Raw genomic sequence first — 17519 nt, forward strand, 5'->3', positions numbered from 1 at the left:
AAGTGCATAATCAATTGCTTGCTGTTTAAATTCAGCACTAAAACGTTTGGCCATTTCTTGGATCTCCAAAGTTAACGTTACGTTATCTTTAGAGGGAAGTACTGTCCATTATTTTGGCTAGGATCAGACAAACTACCCAGATGATAAGTAGTACACCTATTGGGATAATAGATACTTAATAGTAATATTATCCTTAATTCAGAGGTTCGGCCTGATCGAGGTTTTATACTTTGACCTTGTGATGAACCCGAAGGTTTTTTAAATATTGCGGTGTACATACTTACTGTCCTAAATGTTGGATTAGTTATGGGAAAAGCCCATTAAATTGAATAGCTACCTTGAAGCAGAAAGGACACTATCCAATGACAGTAAATTTACACTTGATTGAAAAATTAATAATGAGCCGTCCAAGTAATTTAAAAAAACTTATTCAACATTAAAATCAGTTACTTATGGATTATTTGTTCGTAAAGGGCAGGGTTTTTGTTGATGAGTTTAAGTATTCTGGTTGGTAAGTTCTCTAGCTTAATGTACTGATTGTGGTTATTGTTGTTTCGGTCATTATTCATGAAAACCTCAATTTCCTTTGCAATCTCATCTGCTATTTTCTCAGCAGCTGCATTCTTGCTTTTATATTTATTCTTGAATTTGTCTTGCTTGAGAAGTTCTAAAATTTTGTGATCAATAGCTTCAAAATTGTGTTTCTTTTTTAAATTACCCTCAATATTTAATGATGAGCCATTTAGTTTTTTAAGTAACTTTGTATTGTTTAACAAAGTATGTCCTTCACATATAACTGGTATATTCTCTATTTTTTTATTTGATGTCGAAGATCTTTGGTATTGTTTAAAAAGACCAAGCGCAATACATTCATTTATAGCTTGTTCTAAGTGAATGCCTGAATTTATATACATTGATTCGCGATAAGACTTTAATTTATCTATAAAACAAGGCTCATTTTTGTATTGCTTTTTAGCACCCTCTGGATCTTCGATAAAGGAATCAAGCAAATCAAGTTTTTCGTATATGTCTATGGCTTTTGCTAGATACTCGAAAATAGAAAGTATTGACTTATGACGGTCTTCCTCATATGTATCAATAATTTCTTGGCAGCGTTGTAAGCTCGCTTCTATGGTAATTGTCGGATCAACCACTTCTACTAAAATTGATTTGATACAAGTCGAAAAAATTATAACTATGCCGGTAAATAATTGGATAATGCTATTTTTGGAATTGTATGTACCTGCACGCATTATCTCTACATCGAGAAAGTTGCATTGGAAAATTTCTTTATGCAAGTAGTCTGGGATTAATGTACCTCTAATATTTAGAAAATTGTAGGGGTAGCTTTTACCTGAATACACAATTTCAATTTGGGTAAGTATTTTTGTTTCTTTTATATCTTTATAAGTGGTCTTGATCTGGTGCAGTTCAGAGATACAGGGACTTTGTTGTAATGACATCTCTTTTAGAAAAGCTCTAAAATTTTTTTCAGCTAATTTTAGATCGGCTTCAGTTGGATCTGGTCTTTCTAATTTTTCAAATTGATCTGTTATGTTGTCTGGCTTCTTTTGTTTATTTTTAATACGCATAATCTGGCTTCAATAGTTGTACATACTTAACTATTTTAGCTTAAAAGTCATTAAATTGAGTGTAAGACACTTATAACTAAAAAAGCGTTAACGCCGTGTCTTTTCTAAAGTTGAAGGCCTAAAAAAGCCCTAGATGATAGGGCTATTTTTGATTTTTATTCACCTGAGCTATGAAGGTCTTCCCAAGTTTGAGCAGCAACTTCATATGAAACATTGTCCGATTCAGCAATTTTTCGAATCTCATTTTCGCGAGCTTCTTTGTAATCTTCTTCTTGCTGTTCAAGATTTAGATCTTGTTTCATGTTTAATCCCCCTTAATTAAAAATTTTAGTTGGATTAATATGCAGAAAAAGAGCTAAGGTTTCAATACTACAAATGATGCAATATAACATTAATTTTTTACGTATTAGCTGATTGCTTGACGCTCTACAATCCGCAGATTATCCTTAGCCTGCTGACCTACATCGTCAGTCGGTTTTGACAGACCGTTATCATCTAGCACATCAAAAAAGTAATTTTTTGGTGGCGAACTCGTTCGTCCCCCTTCGTTGCGGTAGGGCGAGGGAGGGACGCCTTGTGCGTGCCGGTTCCTAGATGACTGGTCTGTCAACCCTTTCTCGTTCTGCCACCATCATTTGACAGTGACTTGGTAGAACTTCTAAACCATCTAGGAGTACGCCATGCGCTTACATCAAGACCGTCTTTTATATTTCTCTTTTTTCATGTTTGTGCCGTTGGGTGATTAGACCTGATGCTGTGCAGTCAATGCATAGCTGTGTCCATGACTTTCTAAGAATAAAACTTTTTCAAGTACATATTACCGATATGAAGATGAATCTCTCATGCTGTTTGAGGGGCATAGATTTGTGTGCTTTATCGTCTATAACACTTCAAAAAAAACATAGATATTCATTCCAACATTTATGACATTAGGAACACTGTCTCTGATTAAGACTAAGACCAGTGATGCCTATAAAAAGAGAAAATGATTATGTTTAAAACATTCCTAAAAACGGCCCTTATTTCATCACTGCTTACAGGCGCATCATTGACGCAGGCAGGCTGGTTTGCACAAGCCAGCGAAGCCTATTTTGTTAAGGCCCGCAATTTGGGTGGTGGAGTGTATCAGTGCATGTATAAAACCAATCCGGGCAACCGTGGTTGGCGTAATTTCACGGTGAACTTTCAGGGTGGTTGTCCACGCTTCGTTCACTTTAATGCTCAGAATGGTCAAGTCACTGTACCCAACTAAAGACGGGGGAGCATTTGAGATGAACCAAAAAACCATATTGGGCTTGGCGGCAATCTTAGCCCTGACCTTGATCAGCATTGCAGGTTTCTATTTCTTTAGCCCCAAACATGCAACTGAAAAAACTGTTCAAGCAGCTAGTACTTTGGAGGCCAGCTCTGCACAGCCTCTAGAATCTGCCAGTTCAGAGCCAGCTTCAACCGAGATTGCAGCGGCAGAAGTGGATGGGATTGATGTCAAAGAATTGACCACGGGAAGCAAAAGTCTGAGTCCATCAGGTCATGAACCTGAATTACTCAGCTTTGAGTTTGATAAAAACCTAAAGTCTGTCGATACCTTACTGTCGATGCTGCCTTATGACGAACTGCCTCAGTTTGAGCAGGACAACATAGACAAGTATCAACGCTATGTATTCGCTAAAGCCGCAAAAGATACAGGCAAATCAGTGAAAGACTTCAGCTTGCAGGAACACGGAGCACTGGAATCGGAGCAGGCGGGTAATCGTTACTACGTTTATAAATTTGATAATGGCACAGACTGTGAAATTCATCTGGTCAGTATTGATTTAAACACGGGCGATTATGGCGTGAGCTATAACTACTGCTAGGGATGAATTTTATGACGCAATTTTTTAAACCGATCCTACTCGCATTGACTGCAACGACAGGAATGTTAATGGGTGGCTGTAATTCTGGCCTTGATCCAAATACATTTACGGTAGAACTCGATGTCAAAGATACCAGTAACTGGTATGCACAAAATCAATCCGCTACAGTATTGACGATCCGTTCTAACAGTGCAGATCCGATTGATGTCACCAATGTGCTGATCAACAACGGTGAATGCAGTTATGAAGGCTATCGTCGATCGTTGGAATATCCACAGCATTTTAAAATGGGTCTGCGTTTAAGACTGAAATTAACAGGCTGTGGCTATGACAACGTAGTGCGTGTTGATGTTGAAACGGAAAAAGGCACTGCAAGATATAGCTTTCAATAACGGCCTTCGACTCTCCACGACAAATCAAAATCTAAATCAAACCGTGTCCTCAATGGGCACGGTTTTTTTATGCCCTTAATTCAGCTCTTCGCACTGAATTCATCTAACAAGGAATATCAATGTCCTTTATTCAATGTCCCTACTGTCAGTCTAGCCATGTCAGACAGACCGATTCAGGCAACGCCCACGCCAACTACTTCGAACAGTTACAACGCTGTATTTCACCAACACAGATAGCGATGTTTGGCATGCAGGTCGCTCGCAAGTCAGGCTTTTCACCGCTCTTCGGTGCAGCCGTCGGGGTGGTGATCGGCGGCGTACTGGTGGTGGTTAGTCAGTACTACTTTGAAAAGTATTACAGCAATGCCGAGCAGTATGTCTGCTTGGATTGCCAACAACCCTTTGCATGGGTGAAGCAATAGTTACATCGATATATACATTTACATGCACGCATTCTTCATTCTTTAAAACCTTACACCACATCTTTACATTTTCATTTTAGGAATATTCACAATGGCACATCAAATTGAACAAATGGCTTATGTAGGTCAAACCCCTTGGCATGGTTTGGGCAATCAACTCACACCGAACCAACCGATCGAAGTCTGGGCCAAGCAAGCAGGCATGGACTGGCAGATCGAAAGCTCGAATGTCAGTTATATGGCGGAAAACCATAAAGGACAAAGCTTAATCCTACCGCATGATGAACAGCGGGTTTTGTACCGTTCCGATACGCATGCGCCTTTATCGGTGGTCAGTCAGCGTTATCAGGAAGTCCAACCCCGAGAGATTCTAGAATTCTATCGAGACTTGACTGAACAATCAGGCTTTGAACTGGAAACCGCAGGCGTACTGAAAGGTGGTAAGAAATTCTGGGCTTTAGCCAAAACAGGGCAGACTTCTGCTTTAAAAGGCAAAGATGTCAGCAATGGTTATATTCTCTTGGCTACGGCGTGTGACGGTACACTGGCAACTACAGCGCAATTCACCAGTATTCGCGTGGTGTGTAACAATACTCTAGCCATTGCCCTCAAAGGTCAGAGCGCGAGTGCAGGTGTGGTCAAAGTGCCACACAGTACCAAGTTCGATGCCCAGAAGATCAAACAGCAATTGGGTATTTCAGTGCGAGCATGGAACGAGCACATGTATGAAATGAAACAGCTCAGTCAGCGTAAAGTCACACAGACTGAAGCAGCAGCGTATTTCGATGCGGTGTTTAACAATAGCAGTCTGAGTCCAACCGAGCAGGATGACAGTATTATTCAGTTCTATCGCAATGTAGCAACGCAAGGGAGCCAATCCAATAAAGCTGACAACAAGACGGAACCAAATGGCCGAGCAATGTCTAAGGTCATGACTATGTTTAATGGACATGGCCGTGGGGCAGAACTCAGCTCAGCCAAAGATACGGCGTATGGCTTACTTTGCAGTATCACCGAATTTGCCGATCACGAACGTCGAGCGATGAGTCAGGATCATCGTTTAGATTCAGCATGGTTCGGTGCAGGGGCAGGCTTAAAACAACGTGGACTGGAACAAGCATTACGCTTGATTGTTTAAGTTTAGATTCAGATTCGGAATTTAAAATAATCACATCAGATCAACATGATCCTGAAAATCTCCTTGAATCCAAATACCTCTTTGCCACATCTCCAGATGTGGCTTTTTTATGCCTAAAATTTAATAATCAGAGGACATCTATATGAACTCAGTTTTAATTCAACCTCATCCCACTCGAGCAAATATCCATATTCATCGCCCTAAACTCCTCCATGCAAAACGCTTTGTGGAGACCAAAAACCTAAGTCAGGCCGAATGGCTAGAAGTAAGACGCAAGGGCATTGGCAGTAGTGACTGTGCCGCGGCGTGTGGCCTCAATCCCTATATGTCGATGCTCGAACTATGGATGATTAAGACTGGACGTATTCTACAAAATATAGAAGATGAAAGTGAAGGCCATGCACCCTTGTACTGGGGGAAAAGGCTTGAGCCTTTAGTGGCAGAATACTACAGCATGCATACCAACTACAAAGTACGTCGAGTCAATGCGGTATTACAACATCCTGATCCAGACAAGCACTTCATGCTGGCGAATCTGGATTACTCCGTAGTTGGGGATGCAGATGTACAAATTCTGGAATGTAAAACCGCAGGGGAATATGGGGCCAAGCTGTGGCGAGATGGTGTACCGTTATACGTACTCTGTCAGGTACAACATCAATTGGCAGTCACAGGCAAGAAAGCAGCTCATATCTGCGTACTGATTTGTGGACATGAAACTCGCATCTTTAAAGTAACGCGTAGCGAATCGGTGATTCAGCATATTGTGAATGCAGAGCGTTACTTCTGGGACTGTGTGGAAAAGGATACGCCACCTGAAGCCGATGCCAGTGAATCCGCAGCTAAAGCCTTACAGCTACTCTATCCTGAACATGTACCGCTCAGCACCACGGATCTATCTGAGGATGAGCAAGCCAATCAACAGTTTGAGCAACTGCTTCAAGCTCGGAGCCAAATTGACAAGCATCAGGAGCAGTTTGATCTGCTGAAGCACCAACTTCAAGCCAAGATGCAGCAGGCTGAACGTGCCACCTTCAAAGCGGGTTCAGTGACGTGGAAGAAATCGAAAGACTCAATCAGCTTAGATAGTAAGGCATTACTCAAACAGCATCCTGAATATCTCAATCAATTTCCACAAAGCAAGCAGGGCACACGGCGTTTTAACATCTATAGCGATGCTGACTGAAATAGATTTAGCCTAAGTTCAATTCATAAGCAAAACACTCAACCAATATCCGAGAATCCCATGCCTCAGCGCATGGGATTTTTTTATGCAAATTTTATTTTAACCAAGCAACACATTTAAGCAGAAGAGGAAAACACCATGATTAAAGGTCTAGCCATTACACCGCCAATTCTTGGGCGGATCAGTATCGGCAAGGTTGTCGAAAAGAACGGCAAGCGCATCCCTGAAAAGGATGACCAATTCACCATTACCAGCCAAATCCAAAACAAGGATAGTGGTTGGGTGAAACATCCACTCGATGAGCAACTACGTGCTAAAGCACCCAATCAAAAACTACGGGCTATTCCAGTTCGTATGATCTTTAATGATCCTGAACTGAATCTACGGGCGGAATACAGTTTATTTGACCGTCAAACGGGTAGGCCTGTATGTGTTGGGAATGGAGAAACCTGCCAACGACTGACTAATCAAGGGGTAGAACAACATCCATGCCCATCCCCTGATTTATGTCCATTGGCACAAGGAGGTAACTGTAAACCTTATGGGCGTTTGTATGTCAATTTAGATGAGTCGGATGAACTCGGGACATTCATCTTTAGAACCACGGGCTTTAATAGTATTCGGACTTTGGCGGCACGACTCAGTTATTACCATGCAGCATCAAATGGCTTACTTTCATGCCTACCTTTACAACTCACGCTGAGAGGCAAGTCCACTACACAAAGCTATCGTCAGCCCGTGTATTACGTAGATTTAACGTTACGGGAAGGCGTGGATTTGCAAACCGCGATTCAGACAGCCAAGGAGATTGACCAACAGGGGAAGCAGGCGGGGTTTGATCAGGCGGCATTAGATCAGATTGCGCGGCAGGGTTTTGCCAATGCCAAGTTTGAAGTGTATGCAGAGGAGGGGATGGAATTGCTAGAAGAGTTTTATCCACATAGTCACAGTGCTGTAGATACAGAGCATTCAGCGCAATTGAGCTATGTGCAGGAGATTCAGCAGGGGTTGCAGCAGAGTGTTAGAGCTGTGAATTGAACACAGTTGAATTATCTAGTCAGCTTGGTAAGTCAATTAATAGATTGCGAACAAGTTGGCTAGCCACTAATTGATGGGAGCTTTGGCTCCCTTATTTTTTAGTCTGGTAGGGTAAGACATGATTCAAATATTTGAATTAATAGCTGCAAATTACCATAAAAGCCTTCAATATTTGCTTGTACCCATTGTTCTTTAGAGTTGATTTTCGACCAATCAATGCCATAGCCACAGTAGGCAATTAGGTGTTCAAAGAAGATACGTTGGGTACGTCCATTACCCTCACGAAACGGATGGATGACATTGAGTTCGCAATACAAATCAGCAAGTTTAGGTATAAAATATTTCGACTCTAGATCTTGAAAGTAATTTTGCTGTTGAAGTGAATTGAGCAGTTTGTTTGTTTCAATTCCAATACGGGAAAATGTACAAAAGCGAGTATCACCTTTAGAAATATCAATTTGTCGAAGTTGTCCTGCCCATTCATACAAGTCACCAAAAAGCTGGGTATGGATGGCTTGTAAGTATTGTAGGTTATATGGTGGTTCTGCATAGTCAATTAAACTACTAGATAAACCAGATAGTTCAAGTTCGGCTTGCTCTAAGATGTGCTCATCACGGATATTGAGTTTATTCTTTAAAATACTTGTACCAGAGTAGCAATATAGGCTGTCCCCCAGTTCCCCATATTTATCCATAATGCTATCCGATTAGCTTTCAGTTTGCGAATACTTTTTATATTTTTGCAAAATTTGTGCTTTGCTAAGCTGGGTTGGGTTCCCTAGTGTGGTCATCCCTTCAAGTTTGAGACTAGCTTGGTAGTTTTGCAAACGCGTCTCTTGAATATATTTTTTTTTCTGTTCGGTGGTCTTAAGCATTTTGAGACTCCATCAATTTAACAACTAAAATAAGTATAGCAGAGAATCCAGCCATATATTAGTGCGACAGTTCATGACTTTTTAACACCGAAGTTCGCTAAAAAACTTGATTTTTTGCTAAACTCCTTCTGCTTATCGATTTTAGACTTTATTGCATTGTTTATGCGCAACACGAAAGAGATTGAATAACGCATATGCAGCTCGAATCTACAGCTATTTAACATATGAACAATCTCTCATACTCTTTTAAGTTGTTTTACTTAGGAAAGTGGATTAGGGGATTAAGCTGAGCTGTAAAGTTTTAAAAACCACGAGCTAGACTTTCTTAACAACGATTTTTTAGGATGTTTCCATGACCAGTACCCAACAGCGCGCAGCACTGCAACGCCAAATTTGGCAGATTGCCAACGATGTCCGTGGCGCAGTGGATGGTTGGGACTTTAAACAATATGTATTGGGTACGCTGTTTTATCGCTTTATTAGTGAAAACTTTTCCAGTTATATAGAAGGCGGTGACGACAGCATTCAATATGCTGAACTTTCTGATCAAGTCATTACGGCAGAGATCAAAGATGATGGGATTAAAACTAAGGGGTATTTCATCTACCCAAGTCAATTATTTAGCAATATTGCCAAAGGTGCTAATACGAACGAAAGTCTGAATACCGATTTAGCTGCCATTTTCGCTAGTATTGAAAGTTCAGCCAATGGCTATCCGTCGGAGCAGGATATAAAAGGGTTATTTGCTGACTTTGACACCACCAGCAACCGTTTGGGCAATACCGTTAAAGATAAAAATATCCGTTTGGCTGCTGTGCTCAAGGGCGTAGCTGGGCTAGATTTTGGTGACTTTAATACCAGTCATATTGACCTGTTTGGTGATGCGTATGAGTTTCTAATTTCTAACTATGCTGCCAATGCAGGTAAATCAGGCGGTGAGTTCTTTACGCCACAGCATGTATCTAAATTAATTGCTCAGTTAGCTATGCATAAACAAAAAACGGTCAATAAAATTTATGACCCTGCTTGCGGTTCAGGTTCTTTGCTTTTACAAGCCAAAAAACACTTTGATGCCCATACTATTGAAGATGGTTTTTGGGGACAAGAGCTGAATCATACCACCTACAACCTTGCACGTATGAACATGTTTTTGCATAACATTAACTACGACAAGTTTAATATCCAGTTAGGTGACACATTAAGAGAACCACACTTTGGTGATGACAAGCCATTTGATGCGATTGTGTCTAATCCACCGTATTCGGTGAAATGGATTGGTTTGGATGACCCCACTTTAATCAATGATGAACGCTTTGCTCCCGCAGGCGTACTTGCACCCAAGTCTAAAGCTGATTTTGCTTTTGTGTTGCATGCGTTAAGTTATTTGTCTGCTAAAGGTCGTGCGGCGATTGTGTGCTTCCCAGGGATTTTTTACCGTGGTGGTGCTGAGCAGAAAATTCGTCAATATTTGGTCGATAACAACTATGTTGAAACGGTCATTTCACTTGCATCGAACTTATTTTACGGCACGACCATTGCTGTAAATATTTTGGTGCTGTCTAAGCATAAAACCGAAAATACAACTCAGTTTATTGATGCCAGTGGCTTATTTAAAAAAGAAACCAATAACAATATTTTGACTGATGCACACATTGAACAGATTATGCAGGTATTCGATAGCAAAGCCAATATCGAATATTTTGCTCAATCTGTCTCATTCGATGCGATTCAATCTAACGACTACAATCTATCTGTTAGTAGTTATGTGGAAGCTAAAGACACCCGTGAAAAGGTGGATATTGTCCAACTGAATGCTGAGCTAAAAACGACGGTGGCTAAAATTGACCAACTTCGTAAAGAGATTGATGCGATAGTGGCGGAGATTGAAGGTGAGGACATGGCATGAACAATACAGATTTTATGCAAAAGCTACTTAATGGAGCACAGGTTGAATGGAAAGCAGTTTCAGAAATATTTCATTTGAAAAATGGCTATACACCATCGACATCAAAAAAAGAATTTTGGGAAAACGGTTCTGTTCCGTGGTTTAGGATGGATGACATCCGTGAGAATGGTCAAATCCTTGGAGACTCATTACAAAAAATTTCGGAAACAGCCGTAAAAGGAGGGAAATTATTTCCCGCTAATTCCATCATAATTTCAACATCGGCTACGATTGGCGAACACGCATTAATTACTGTTCCATATTTAGCAAATCAAAGGTTTACCAATTTAAGTTTGAAAGATAGTTATGTAAAAGTTTTTGATATGAAGTTTATTTTTTACTACTGTTTTTTATTGGCAGAATGGTGTAAAAAAAATACAACGATGTCAAGTTTTGCCTCTGTAGATATGGATGGTTTTAGAAAATTTCAAATCCCCATCCCATGCCCAGATAACCCAAAAAAATCCCTTGAAATTCAAGCTGAAATTGTACGAATCTTGGATGCATTTACCGCTATGACTGCGGAGCTGACTGCGGAGCTTAAACTAAGAAATCAACAATATCAATATTTTAGAGATAAGTTGTTGACATTTGATATGGGCGAAGCACAATCGTCTTCGGACGAGATCGGACGAGATCGGACGAGATCGGACGAGATCGGACGAGATCGGACGGCGGATAGAGGTTGAGTGGAAGACATTGGGGAATATTGGTGAATTTACCTACGGCTATGCAGCGAAGGCTCAAGATTCTGGAGATGCCCGCTTCGTGAGAATTACAGACATAAATGCAAATGGTAAACTGATACAAGAAGAACCAAAGTATGTGAATATTTCTGACGAAAATGAAAAATATTTTCTAAAGAAAAATGATTTACTCATGGCTAGAACAGGTGCAACTTTCGGCAAAACAATGATTTTTGAGGAGGAGTATCCTGCAATTTATGCAGGATTTTTAATTAAATTAAGCTTTGATGAGAAAATCGTTAATCCAAAATATTATTGGCATTTTGCACAAAGTGACTTATTTTGGGATCAAGCTAATAAATTAGTTTCAGGCGGAGGGCAGCCACAATTTAATGCCAATGCCCTTAAACAAGTTAAATTACCTATTCCACATCCTGACGATGCTAATAAATCTTTAGCCGAGCAACAGCGTATAGTATCTATTCTTGATAATTTTGATGCTTTGGCTAACTCTCTTACCGAAGGTTTACCGCGTGAAATTGAACTGCGTCAAAAGCAGTACGAGTATTATCGTGATTTACTGTTAAGTTTTCCTCAATCATCAGCCTAAGTGCATTGACATCTGCGGAGTAAAACATGGATAAAATTAGTCAAGTTAAACAACTCATCGGTGAAATTAATCGCTTACATCATCATTTTTCCAAGGATTATTTTGAACAAGGAAAAATTGAGAAAATTAACTTGTCTAAAACCATTCGACATGTGCCTGTTTCGCATATTTATAAATATCGCTTAACTTTGCATGAGAGCATCAATGATTATCTGATGACCGCGGATATAGACATCAAATATTTTTATCGTGTCAAAACCCGTGAAAGTATTGATGACAAAATCCAGCGCTATTCTGCTCGTGAAGACCAATACCCTGTAAACAATTGGCTGAATGATATTTTTGGTGCACGTATTATTTTAACGACTGAAGAAATCAACAGCGTGATGGATTTGCTAGATGACTGGCAAGATGAACTAAACCTTAAAAACTGGTATTTGCGGGACAAAGAAGGCTATCGAGGTTTACATATTTACTTTAAAAACAGAAGTAATTTTTATTTTCCTTGGGAATTGCAAATCTGGAATCACGATGATATTCAAAGCAATATTGAAAATCATGAAAAATTTAAACGCAACTTTATCTAAAAACTAACAATTACTTTGAACTATTTTACTTGATAAAAAATCTGTGGAATCAAAACCATGACCAACTATAAACCGATTGCTGAAACCAATAATTTTATTGTCTTAGACAAATATTGCAAAGAATGGCAAGCGGTGGACAGCTACCAAAGCGAAGGGGATTTAGAGCGAGAGCTGATTCAAGACTTGGTTAATCAAGGTTATGAATATCTACCTGCTTTAAACAATGCTCAAGCAATGCTAGTCAATGTACGTGAGCAACTGCAAGTATTGAATGGCGTACAGTTTTTAGATGGTGAATGGTTGCGTTTTGTTGAAACTTATTTGGATAGACCAAGCGACAGTATTATAGATAAAACCCGCAAAATTCATGATGATTATATTCATGATTTTGTCTTTGACGATGGACGTATTCAAAACATTTATCTGCTAGATAAAAAGAACATAGCTCGTAATAAAGTGCAGGTGATTAAACAGTTTGAACAAAAAGGCAGTCATGCAAACCGTTACGATGTCACCATTTTGGTCAATGGCTTACCATTGGTACAGATCGAACTCAAAAAACGGGGCATTGCCATTCGTGAAGCCTTTAATCAGGTACACCGTTATAGTAAGGAAAGCTTTAATAGTGAAAACTCCTTGTATAAGTACCTACAGTTGTTTGTGATTTCCAATGGCACCGATAGCCGTTATTTTGCCAATACTACAGCACGTAATAAAAACACATTTGATTTCACCATGAACTGGGCGAAAGCAGATAACAGTTTGATTAAAGATTTAAAAGATTTTACTGCGACTTTCTTTCAAAAAAATACTTTACTGAATGTGCTGTTGCATTACTCAGTGTTTGATGTCAGTGATACTTTATTGGTGATGCGCCCTTACCAAATTGCTGCGACTGAACGCATTTTGTGGAAAGTCAAAAGTTCGTATCAGGCGAAAAACTGGAGCAAAACGGAAAGTGGCGGTTTTATTTGGCATACCACAGGCTCAGGTAAAACTTTAACAAGCTTCAAAGCCGCACGTTTGGCCACTGAGCTAGATTTTATTGAGAAGGTTTTTTTTGTGGTGGATCGTAAAGATCTCGATTATCAGACCATGAAAGAATACCAACGTTTTTCGCCTGATAGCGTCAATGGTTCGGACAGTACCGCAGGTTTAAAAGCAAATCTGGATAAAGATGATAATAAAATTATTGTCACTACTATCCAAAAGCTAAACAATCTGATGAAAAGTGAAGCTGACTTGCCAATTTATAATAAGCAAGTGGTATTTATTTTTGATGAATGTCACCGTAGCCAGTTTGGTGAAGCGCAGAAGAATCTGAAAAAGAAGTTTAAAAAGTACTATCAGTTTGGTTTTACAGGCACGCCCATTTTTCCGCAAAATGCGCTGAGTGCTGAAACCACGGCGAGCGTGTTTGGTCGTGAACTACATGCTTATGTTATCACTGATGCAATCCGTGATGAAAAAGTGCTGAAGTTTAAAGTGGATTACAACGATGTACGTCCACAATTTAAAGCGATTGAAACTGAACAGGATGAGAAAAAGCTCACAGCAGCGGAAAACAAACAAGCCTTATTACATCCTGATCGTATTCGTCAGATTAGCCAGTACATCCTGAATAATTTCCGCCAGAAAACTCACCGCCTGCAAGCAAGCAGTAAAGGTTTTAATGCGATGTTTGCCGTTAGCAGTGTAGAGGCAGCAAAGCTGTATTATGAATCGTTGAATGACTTACAGAAAAATAATGATAAACCGTTAAAAATTGCCACGATATTTTCCTTTGCAGCCAATGAAGAACAAGATGCTGTAGGTGATATTCAAGATGAAAGTTTTGATGTCTCAGCCATGAACAGCAGCGCAAAAGAGTTTTTAAATGCGGCAATTGTTGACTATAACAGTTTGTTTAAAACTAACTTTAGTGTGGATAGTAAGGGTTTTCAAAATTATTATCGTGACCTAGCCAAACAAGTAAAAGCTAAAGAAATAGACTTGCTCATTGTGGTCGGTATGTTTTTAACTGGTTTTGATGCACCAACATTGAATACATTGTTTGTTGATAAAAACTTACGTTATCACGGTTTGATGCAGGCTTATTCACGTACCAACCGTATTTATAATGCGACTAAAACCTTTGGCAATATCGTTACCTTCCGTGATTTAGAGCAAGCAACCATTGATGCGATTACCTTGTTTGGTGATACAAATACTAAAAACGTGGTGCTCGAAAAAAGTTACACGGAATACATGCAAGGCTTTACAGATGTTGTTACAGGTGAAGCACGTCGGGGCTTTGTAGATGTAGTAACAGAATTAGAGCAGCGCTTTCCAAATCCTGATGCAATTTTCAAAGAATCAGACAAGAAAGCTTTTGCGAAACTCTTTGGTGAATATTTGCGTGTCGAAAATGTGCTGCAAAACTATGATGAATATGCCAGTTTAAAAGAACTACAAACCGTGGATATGAATGACTCTGAGGCAGTGGAAGCATTCAAGAATAAGTATTACTTAAGTGATGAGAGCCTGACTGCGCTACAAAGCATCCAAATGCCTGCTGAGCGGAAAATTCAAGATTACCGATCTACTTATAACGATATCCGTGACTGGATACGTCGGGAGAAGTCGGCAGAACAAAAAGAAAAATCAAGCATTGATTGGAATGATGTGGTTTTTGAAGTGGACTTGCTCAAATCACAAGAAATCAATTTAGATTACATTCTAGAGCTAATTTTTGAGAACAATAAAAAAGTGAAGGATAAAGCCTCACTGGTTGAAGATGTACGTCGCGTGATTCGTGCCAGCATTGGCAATCGTGCCAAAGAAAGTTTGTTGGTCGATTTTATTAATCAAACTGATTTAGATCAGATTGGTGATAAGGCCAGTGTGATAGATGCTTTTTTTACTTTTGCTCAAGTAGAGCAACAGCGTGAAGTAAAAGAGTTGATCGATGATGAGAAGTTGAATGAAGATGCAGCGAGACGTTATATTGCGACCTCGCTGAAACGGGAATTTGCCAGTGATAATGGCACTGAGCTCAATGCTATTCTGCCTAAAATGAGTCCATTAAACCCACAATACTTAACCAAAAAGCAGAGCATTTTTCAAAAAATAGCAGCGCTGGTTGAAAAGTTTAAAGGGGTTGGAGGGAGTATTTAACATGATATATCAATAGCTTAAAATTTCTAATTTATCAGTTGTTTATATGGGAAATATATAAAAATTCTCGCTACCTTTTATGGATAAAATACCCCCCTGATTTAACAGGGGGGATTTTTAGTTTCGTGAGAATTTAATGATCTCCGCAGATTTGCTTGATTGCGTTAAACTTTCAAGTTGATTCGATTTGATGGTTGTGGGCTTCATATTAATTATTTGACCAAAATCATCATCTAGAAAGCCTTTGGGTAATCCCGCTAACAGTTCTAAATGTTTTTTTAGGCCGAATTTATCAATAATATTAGCTTTATCGAATCCTCCTTGTTCAAGCAACATCTTGATCGTATTTTTAAGTAGATTAGGCTCTTCAGGAGTAGTTTCAGTATCGTAAGGTTCTGACTTTGTATAACCACGATAACGGTAACTTCTCCAAAGCTTGGAATACTGATCTTCAGAAATAATATTTAAATCCTTAGCTTTATATATCATTGCAGCTAAAGAAATCCCCCAACGCTTTTTAAGTAGCATCAGGGACTCTAATGAAATACGACTTCTCGTTTCCGCAATGAAGGCTTTCGTTGGAAATAAAAAACAGTTGGCGAAATAGTGAGCTTGTTTTTCAAGCTTATCGAACCAATTTTTCTTATCTTCCTCAGTGAGATATCTATGCATTACGATATGGCCTAACTCATGTGCTAAATCAAACCTACTCCTAAAGTAGTTATGTTTATCGGCAGCAATAAAAATATAAGGCTTATCATTAATCCAAGCGGATGTACCATCCATCTCTTCATAACCAATCTCAAATCTAGCAACTACAAGACCAGCACGTTCCATACGTTTCATTAAATTTGGGATAGGGGAAGAGCCTAATCCCCAATGAGTACGTAATTGCTCCGCCAGTAACTGAATTTTTCCATCATCCAATGATAGAGCCTCTTCTCTAGATAGAGCTGTAATCAAATCAACTTTAGGAAAAGAGATCCATTCATCTGCGATAGCATGTACTTCTGCTAAATTCATTAGCATTGCATTAGATCTAAAACAAGGTGCTTTAAGCACACGTTTTTTTGCACGATTTAGAAATAAAGGGTTACCGTAATTTGGAATTTTACGAATAAACCAATGTAAAGGAATGCCTAAAGCCTCAGCTAGATTATTTAGTACCTCTGGCTGAGGGCTATGAGTACCATCTTCCCACTTTGTAACAGTAGATGGTGCTACATCAATCATTGTAGCCAAAGCAGTCTTACTTAAGTCATCGTACATTTGACGGGCAAGTTTCAACCTTTCTGGCTCGAACTTATCTATACCCAACATCGTCTGTACCTCCAATATTTACTCACTTGAAGCGCGAGAATCATCATCAGCTTGTTCAAGGCGCTTCTTGATCGCGAGTATAGGTTCTTCTGCGACATCAGTCATTGGTTCTAAGGCAGATTTTTTAAGTTCTGTTAAACTAAAATGTAGAATAGGTCTGTTTTCAATTGGATGTGGAATTATGAAATCTAGATCGAGTAATTCAAAATCTGAATTCCAATAAGTGGTTACACAAACAAATAGTAAGTCATCAAGCTCTGCTTCTTCACTAAGAAGAGCTTTAATTAAAAGATCACTTTGATGATCTTTTACAAGACCAATATTTGACCGAGCTTGTTCTATATAAAAATGAGCATTTCTAGTATTTTTTGAATCTCTTCTAGATATAACGACATGACAAGAGTTGGTTGTCATCTGCACAAATTGATGACCTTTGGGTTTTGTATCTTCAACCGAAGCTCTGTGACCAGCATCTATTGCTGTAGAGTTAAGAGCATCCATTATCAAACCTGGTTCATATTTTGGACTTTCTTGTTTCGCAAGTTCTGGAGAGTCAAAAATTTCTTGAATAAAAAAATCTTTTTCTAATAGTTTATTTTTTATAGAAAACTCTAGGTTGTCTAAAAAAATATTACCAAATTCATGAGCGATTCGGCTTTGAATGTGTGGACGGAGCTCATTAATATCCATAAGTTTAAGACTCGAATGATTTTGTC

Annotated in this window: 18 protein-coding genes; 12 read left to right on the forward strand and 6 right to left on the reverse strand. The window is 39.1% G+C overall.

The window, feature by feature from the left end:
* Positions 1 to 446: 446 nt before the first annotated feature.
* A complete protein-coding gene (locus MSG95_RS11415) occupies positions 447 to 1592 on the reverse strand; it encodes a hypothetical protein (protein ID WP_309171542.1) in 1146 nt (381 codons plus the stop codon).
* A 155-nt stretch (positions 1593 to 1747) separates the two neighbouring features.
* Entirely contained in the window at positions 1748 to 1894 is a 147-nt protein-coding gene (locus MSG95_RS11420) for a hypothetical protein (RefSeq protein ID WP_309171541.1), read from the reverse strand.
* Positions 1895 to 2583: 689 nt separating this feature from the next.
* Between MSG95_RS11420 and MSG95_RS11425 the strand changes: the two genes are divergently transcribed.
* The 7 genes from MSG95_RS11425 to MSG95_RS11455 all read left to right on the forward strand — a co-directional run bounded on the left by MSG95_RS11425 (position 2584) and on the right by MSG95_RS11455 (position 7624).
* On the forward strand, positions 2584 to 2844 hold the full coding sequence (locus MSG95_RS11425; RefSeq protein WP_087540846.1) for a hypothetical protein: 261 nt from the start codon (positions 2584 to 2586) through the stop codon (positions 2842 to 2844).
* Positions 2845 to 2863: 19 nt separating this feature from the next.
* Entirely contained in the window at positions 2864 to 3448 is a 585-nt protein-coding gene (locus MSG95_RS11430; RefSeq protein ID WP_106985858.1) for a hypothetical protein, read from the forward strand.
* 11 nt (positions 3449 to 3459) lie between these two features.
* Positions 3460 to 3840, forward strand: a complete 381-nt coding sequence (locus MSG95_RS11435) for a hypothetical protein (RefSeq protein ID WP_002116664.1) — start codon at positions 3460 to 3462, stop codon at positions 3838 to 3840.
* Between the two features lie 119 nt (positions 3841 to 3959).
* Complete coding sequence (locus tag MSG95_RS11440; RefSeq protein ID WP_309171540.1) at positions 3960 to 4262, forward strand: hypothetical protein; 303 nt, start codon at positions 3960 to 3962, stop codon at positions 4260 to 4262.
* Positions 4263 to 4353: 91 nt separating this feature from the next.
* Positions 4354 to 5400: a DUF932 domain-containing protein gene (locus tag MSG95_RS11445; protein ID WP_309171539.1), complete on the forward strand. Its 1047-nt coding sequence runs from the start codon at positions 4354 to 4356 to the stop codon at positions 5398 to 5400.
* A gap of 142 nt (positions 5401 to 5542) precedes the next feature.
* The gene (locus MSG95_RS11450) at positions 5543 to 6586 is read left to right on the forward strand and encodes a lambda-exonuclease family protein (RefSeq protein WP_309171538.1); all 1044 of its coding nucleotides are present in this window, start codon (positions 5543 to 5545) and stop codon (positions 6584 to 6586) included.
* 138 nt (positions 6587 to 6724) lie between these two features.
* The gene (locus tag MSG95_RS11455; protein WP_309171537.1) at positions 6725 to 7624 is read left to right on the forward strand and encodes a hydrolase or metal-binding protein; all 900 of its coding nucleotides are present in this window, start codon (positions 6725 to 6727) and stop codon (positions 7622 to 7624) included.
* Between the two features lie 98 nt (positions 7625 to 7722).
* On the opposite strand, the gene MSG95_RS11460 is transcribed toward MSG95_RS11455, so the two are convergent.
* Both MSG95_RS11460 and MSG95_RS11465 read right to left on the reverse strand, forming a co-directional pair.
* Positions 7723 to 8319 carry a putative adenosine monophosphate-protein transferase Fic gene (locus MSG95_RS11460; protein WP_309171536.1) on the reverse strand — a complete coding sequence of 199 codons (597 nt, stop codon included), beginning with the start codon at positions 8317 to 8319 and terminating at the stop codon, positions 7723 to 7725.
* Between the two features lie 12 nt (positions 8320 to 8331).
* Positions 8332 to 8499 (reverse strand): YhfG family protein, encoded by a 168-nt coding sequence (locus tag MSG95_RS11465; protein ID WP_005032665.1) that lies wholly within the window; start codon positions 8497 to 8499, stop codon positions 8332 to 8334.
* A 352-nt stretch (positions 8500 to 8851) separates the two neighbouring features.
* On the opposite strand from MSG95_RS11465, the gene MSG95_RS11470 reads away from it, so the two are divergent.
* Genes MSG95_RS11470 through MSG95_RS11490 form a run of 5 tightly spaced genes read left to right on the forward strand, consistent with a single transcriptional unit; the run spans position 8852 to position 15483 of the window.
* Complete coding sequence (locus MSG95_RS11470; RefSeq protein ID WP_324645067.1) at positions 8852 to 10405, forward strand: type I restriction-modification system subunit M; 1554 nt, start codon at positions 8852 to 8854, stop codon at positions 10403 to 10405.
* The gene (locus MSG95_RS11475; RefSeq protein WP_324645068.1) at positions 10402 to 11133 is read left to right on the forward strand and encodes a restriction endonuclease subunit S; all 732 of its coding nucleotides are present in this window, start codon (positions 10402 to 10404) and stop codon (positions 11131 to 11133) included. The genes MSG95_RS11470 and MSG95_RS11475 overlap by 4 nt, the downstream gene beginning before the upstream one ends.
* Before the next feature lie 10 nt (positions 11134 to 11143).
* Positions 11144 to 11740 (forward strand): restriction endonuclease subunit S, encoded by a 597-nt coding sequence (locus MSG95_RS11480; RefSeq protein WP_212750100.1) that lies wholly within the window; start codon positions 11144 to 11146, stop codon positions 11738 to 11740.
* 26 nt (positions 11741 to 11766) lie between these two features.
* The gene (locus MSG95_RS11485) at positions 11767 to 12327 is read left to right on the forward strand and encodes a hypothetical protein (protein WP_004863605.1); all 561 of its coding nucleotides are present in this window, start codon (positions 11767 to 11769) and stop codon (positions 12325 to 12327) included.
* Between the two features lie 57 nt (positions 12328 to 12384).
* On the forward strand, positions 12385 to 15483 hold the full coding sequence (locus MSG95_RS11490; protein WP_309171759.1) for a type I restriction endonuclease subunit R: 3099 nt from the start codon (positions 12385 to 12387) through the stop codon (positions 15481 to 15483).
* 117 nt (positions 15484 to 15600) lie between these two features.
* Here MSG95_RS11490 and MSG95_RS11495 read toward each other — a convergent pair whose 3' ends face one another.
* Both MSG95_RS11495 and MSG95_RS11500 read right to left on the reverse strand, forming a co-directional pair.
* Positions 15601 to 16803 carry a helix-turn-helix domain-containing protein gene (locus MSG95_RS11495; protein WP_161416856.1) on the reverse strand — a complete coding sequence of 401 codons (1203 nt, stop codon included), beginning with the start codon at positions 16801 to 16803 and terminating at the stop codon, positions 15601 to 15603.
* An 18-nt stretch (positions 16804 to 16821) separates the two neighbouring features.
* Positions 16822 to 17493 (reverse strand): hypothetical protein, encoded by a 672-nt coding sequence (locus MSG95_RS11500; protein WP_309171758.1) that lies wholly within the window; start codon positions 17491 to 17493, stop codon positions 16822 to 16824.
* Positions 17494 to 17519: the final 26 nt, after the last annotated feature.

Source organism: Acinetobacter sp. IK23, assembly GCF_035615275.1.
GTDB lineage: Bacteria > Pseudomonadota > Gammaproteobacteria > Pseudomonadales > Moraxellaceae > Acinetobacter > Acinetobacter seifertii.

Coding starts and splice junctions, on each gene's coding strand:
- MSG95_RS11470 (WP_324645067.1), top strand. CDS start 8,852: ATGACCAGTACCCAACAGCGCGCAGCACTGCAACGCCAAATTTGGCAG.
- MSG95_RS11420 (WP_309171541.1), bottom strand. CDS start 1,894: ATGAAACAAGATCTAAATCTTGAACAGCAAGAAGAAGATTACAAAGAA.
- MSG95_RS11495 (WP_161416856.1), bottom strand. CDS start 16,803: ATGTTGGGTATAGATAAGTTCGAGCCAGAAAGGTTGAAACTTGCCCGT.
- MSG95_RS11435 (WP_002116664.1), top strand. CDS start 3,460: ATGACGCAATTTTTTAAACCGATCCTACTCGCATTGACTGCAACGACA.
- MSG95_RS11490 (WP_309171759.1), top strand. CDS start 12,385: ATGACCAACTATAAACCGATTGCTGAAACCAATAATTTTATTGTCTTA.
- MSG95_RS11440 (WP_309171540.1), top strand. CDS start 3,960: ATGTCCTTTATTCAATGTCCCTACTGTCAGTCTAGCCATGTCAGACAG.
- MSG95_RS11485 (WP_004863605.1), top strand. CDS start 11,767: ATGGATAAAATTAGTCAAGTTAAACAACTCATCGGTGAAATTAATCGC.
- MSG95_RS11445 (WP_309171539.1), top strand. CDS start 4,354: ATGGCACATCAAATTGAACAAATGGCTTATGTAGGTCAAACCCCTTGG.
- MSG95_RS11450 (WP_309171538.1), top strand. CDS start 5,543: ATGAACTCAGTTTTAATTCAACCTCATCCCACTCGAGCAAATATCCAT.
- MSG95_RS11460 (WP_309171536.1), bottom strand. CDS start 8,319: ATGGATAAATATGGGGAACTGGGGGACAGCCTATATTGCTACTCTGGT.
- MSG95_RS11465 (WP_005032665.1), bottom strand. CDS start 8,499: ATGCTTAAGACCACCGAACAGAAAAAAAAATATATTCAAGAGACGCGT.
- MSG95_RS11430 (WP_106985858.1), top strand. CDS start 2,864: ATGAACCAAAAAACCATATTGGGCTTGGCGGCAATCTTAGCCCTGACC.
- MSG95_RS11455 (WP_309171537.1), top strand. CDS start 6,725: ATGATTAAAGGTCTAGCCATTACACCGCCAATTCTTGGGCGGATCAGT.
- MSG95_RS11500 (WP_309171758.1), bottom strand. CDS start 17,493: ATGGATATTAATGAGCTCCGTCCACACATTCAAAGCCGAATCGCTCAT.
- MSG95_RS11475 (WP_324645068.1), top strand. CDS start 10,402: ATGAACAATACAGATTTTATGCAAAAGCTACTTAATGGAGCACAGGTT.
- MSG95_RS11415 (WP_309171542.1), bottom strand. CDS start 1,592: ATGCGTATTAAAAATAAACAAAAGAAGCCAGACAACATAACAGATCAA.
- MSG95_RS11425 (WP_087540846.1), top strand. CDS start 2,584: ATGTTTAAAACATTCCTAAAAACGGCCCTTATTTCATCACTGCTTACA.